The sequence below is a fragment of the Streptomyces sp. genome, from assembly GCF_050698815.1.
Lineage (GTDB): Bacteria > Actinomycetota > Actinomycetes > Streptomycetales > Streptomycetaceae > Streptomyces.
Genome location: NZ_JBOHCV010000126.1, coordinates 1 through 3,143 on the forward strand (window position 1 = coordinate 1; position 3,143 = coordinate 3,143).

Annotated in this window: 3 protein-coding genes, 1 tRNA gene and 1 pseudogene; 4 read left to right on the forward strand and 1 reads right to left on the reverse strand. The window is 68.9% G+C overall.

The annotated features are described in order from the left end of the window. Positions 1-49: 49 nt before the first annotated feature. Positions 50-1,288, reverse strand: coding sequence for a pyridoxal phosphate-dependent aminotransferase (locus tag ACRDP3_RS04990; RefSeq protein WP_431515582.1), 1,239 nt, complete (start codon positions 1,286-1,288; stop codon positions 50-52). Positions 1,289-1,469: 181 nt separating this feature from the next. Here ACRDP3_RS04990 and ACRDP3_RS04995 point away from each other — a divergent pair. The 4 genes and pseudogenes from ACRDP3_RS04995 to ACRDP3_RS05010 all read left to right on the forward strand — a co-directional run. Continuing rightward, positions 1,470-1,542, forward strand: a tRNA-Trp gene (locus ACRDP3_RS04995). A 110-nt stretch (positions 1,543-1,652) separates the two neighbouring features. Next, the gene (gene secE / locus ACRDP3_RS05000) at positions 1,653-1,928 is read left to right on the forward strand and encodes a preprotein translocase subunit SecE (RefSeq protein ID WP_431515583.1); all 276 of its coding nucleotides are present in this window, start codon (positions 1,653-1,655) and stop codon (positions 1,926-1,928) included. 72 nt (positions 1,929-2,000) lie between these two features. Continuing rightward, a complete protein-coding gene (gene nusG / locus ACRDP3_RS05005) occupies positions 2,001-2,870 on the forward strand; it encodes a transcription termination/antitermination protein NusG (protein WP_431515584.1) in 870 nt (289 codons plus the stop codon). A 163-nt stretch (positions 2,871-3,033) separates the two neighbouring features. After that, positions 3,034-3,143, forward strand: a pseudogene (locus tag ACRDP3_RS05010) (50S ribosomal protein L11); the annotation flags it as partial.

The window sequence follows — 3,143 nt, forward strand, 5'->3', positions numbered from 1 at the left end:
GCCCCGGAACACGTTCCGGGGCCGACTCGACGGCGATGCGGGGGAGCGGTCAGCCGCGCGCCTCGCCCAGCAGCTTCTGCATCCGGGACACGCCCTCGGCGAGGTCCTCGTCGCCCAGCGCGTAGGACAGCCGCAGGTAGCCCGGCGTGCCGAACGCCTCGCCCGGTACGACCGCGACCTCCGCCTCCTCGAGGATCACCTCTGCCAGCTCGACGCTGCTGCTCGGCCGCTTGCCGCGGATCTCCTTGCCCAGCAGGCCCTTGACCGACGGGTAGACGTAGAAGGCGCCCTCGGGCTCCGGGCAGACCACGCCCTCGATCTCGTTCAGCATCCGCACGATGGTCCGGCGGCGCCGGTCGAAGGCCGTGCGCATCGCCGCTACCGCGTCCAGGTCGCCGGAGACCGCGGCGAGGGCGGCGGCCTGCGACACGTTGTTCACGTTGGAGGTGGCGTGCGACTGCAGGTTGGTCGCGGCCTTGATGACGTCCTTCGGGCCGATGACCCAGCCCACCCGCCAGCCCGTCATCGCGTACGTCTTGGCCACGCCGTTGACCACGACGCACTTGTCGCGCAGCTCGGGCACGGCGGCCGGCAGCGACGTGAACGTGGCGTCGCCGTACACCAGATGCTCGTAGATCTCGTCCGTCATCACCCACAGCCCGTGCTCGACGGCCCACCGGCCGACGGCCTCGACCTGGGCCTGCGGATAGACCGCGCCGGTCGGGTTGGACGGGGAGACGAAGAGCACCATCTTCGTGCGCTCCGTGCGGGCCGCCTCCAGCTGTTCCACGGTGACCAGGTAGCCCGTGGTATCGTCGGCGACGACGGGGACCGGGACGCCGCCCGCGTGCCGGATCGACTCCGGGTAGGTGGTCCAGTACGGCGCCGGGACGATGACCTCGTCGCCCGGGTCGAGGATGGCGGCGAACGACTCGTAGATGGCCTGCTTGCCGCCGTTGGTGACCAGCACCTGGGACGGCTCGATCTCGTATCCGGAGTCGCGCAGCGTCTTCGCGGCGATCGCCGTCTTGAGCTCGGGGAGACCGCCGGCCGGCGTGTACCGGTGGTTCTTGGGGTCGCGGCAGGCGGCGGCGGCCGCGTCGACGATGTAGTCGGGCGTCGGGAAGTCCGGTTCGCCGGCGCCGAAGCCGACCACCGGGGCACCGGCGGCCTTCAGCGCCTTCGCCTTGGCGTCGACGGCGAGCGTCGCGGACTCGGAGATCGACCCGATGCGGGCCGATACGCGTCGGTCGGTCGGGGACTGTGCAGGTGGAGTCGCAGCGGTCATAGGGGCATGTTCCCAGACAGCCGTCAGGACCGGCACCGGGGACGCAGCGGTGTGCGCGACATTACGTGTTCGACGCCCGCCCCCGGAGCACGTACACTCCTACGTCGTCGGCCCCCGACCAGCCGCCCAGGTCCGCGCACTCCGTGCAGTCGTTCCGATGCGGTAAGTTGGGGAACCACAAAGGGTCGTAGCTCAATTGGAAGAGCACTGGTCTCCAAAACCAGCGGTTGTGGGTTCGAGTCCCTCCGGCCCTGCTCCGCACACCGCCGACGCGGCGTGTGTGTAGTTGCATACGTACTGAATTGCAGCGCCGTGCGGCGGGCCCCTAACCCGCAGGGCAACGATCCGGATCAGGTGAGGACGAGTGACGGAGATCACGGACACCACCGAGGTCCCCGAACCCGGCGGGTCGTCCGACAGGCCCCGTCGCGGGGGCAAGCGCGGCAAGAAGGGCCCTCTGGCCCGACTCGCGCTCTTCTACCGGCAGATCGTCGCCGAGCTGCGCAAGGTCGTCTGGCCCACCCGGCACCAGCTGACGACGTACACCTCCGTGGTGATCGTCTTCGTGGTCATCATCATCGGTTTCGTGACCGTGATTGACTATGGGTTCACAGAGGTCGTCAAGTACGTTTTCGGCTGACCCCCGCGAAGGCGCCGCCACGCGGAGCTTTCCGTATGTTCGAGCCCATGAAGCCAGGAAGAAGCAGCCACAGTGTCTGATCCCAACCTGAACGATGCCGTCGAGTCCGCCGAAGGTGACGACACCGCACGCGACATCGTCGAGGCGGCTGACGACAGTGTGGACAGGGCGGACGCTGGGGGAGAGGCCGCCGAAGAGGCGGCCGTGCACGTCGAGACGGACCAGGTCGCGGAGACCGCCGAGGACGCCGTAGCGCAGGAGGCCGGGCAGGAGCCCGACGCCGAAACCGCCGCGGAGGACGAGGAGCCGGAGGCGGCCGACCCCGTCGCCGAGCTCCGTGACGAACTGCGGCTGCTGCCCGGCGAGTGGTACGTGATCCACACCTACGCGGGTTACGAGAACCGCGTGAAGACCAACCTCGAGCAGCGCGCCGTCTCGCTCAACGTCGAGGACTTCATCTTCCAGGCCGAGGTGCCGCAGGAGGAGGTCGTCCAGATCAAGAACGGCGACCGCCGCACCGTCCGGCAGAACAAGCTGCCGGGTTACGTCCTGGTCCGGATGGACCTGACGAACGAGTCCTGGGGCGTCGTCCGTAACACCCCGGGCGTCACCGGGTTCGTCGGCAACGCCTACGACCCCTACCCGCTCACCCTCGACGAGATCGTCAAGATGCTCGCCCCCGAGGCCGAGGAGAAGGCCGCCAAGGCCGCCGCGGCCGGGGAAGAGGGCAAGGCCGCGGGCGGCGCCGGCCGCAGGGTCGAGGTCCAGGTGCTGGACTTCGAGGTCGGCGACTCCGTCACGGTCACCGACGGCCCGTTCGCGACGCTGCAGGCGACGATCAACGAGATCAACGCCGACTCCAAGAAGGTCAAGGGCCTCGTCGAGATCTTCGGCCGCGAGACGCCGGTCGAGCTGAGCTTCGACCAGATCCAGAAGAACTAGGACTGGTTCCCACCCGGTTTCCGGCAGCTCGGACCGCCCGCAAGGGCGGTTGTGGGCTGCCGGTTTCAGTGCGCGCCACGGTACGGGCTATCGTGGTGCGGTATGCCTGCATCCGGATGACGGACGGCGGGCGAAACACCTCTCACAAGGACCCGGAGAGAGCATGCCTCCCAAGAAGAAGAAGAAGGTCTCGGGGCTGATCAAGCTCCAGATCCAGGCCGGCGCCGCCAACCCGGCCCCGCCGGTCGGCCCGGCGCTGGGTCAGCACGGCGT

Bases quoted from the DNA above. Each gene is read 5' to 3' on its own strand.
- ACRDP3_RS04990 (WP_431515582.1), bottom strand. From the start codon at position 1,288: ATGACCGCTGCGACTCCACCTGCACAGTCCCCGACCGACCGACGCGTA.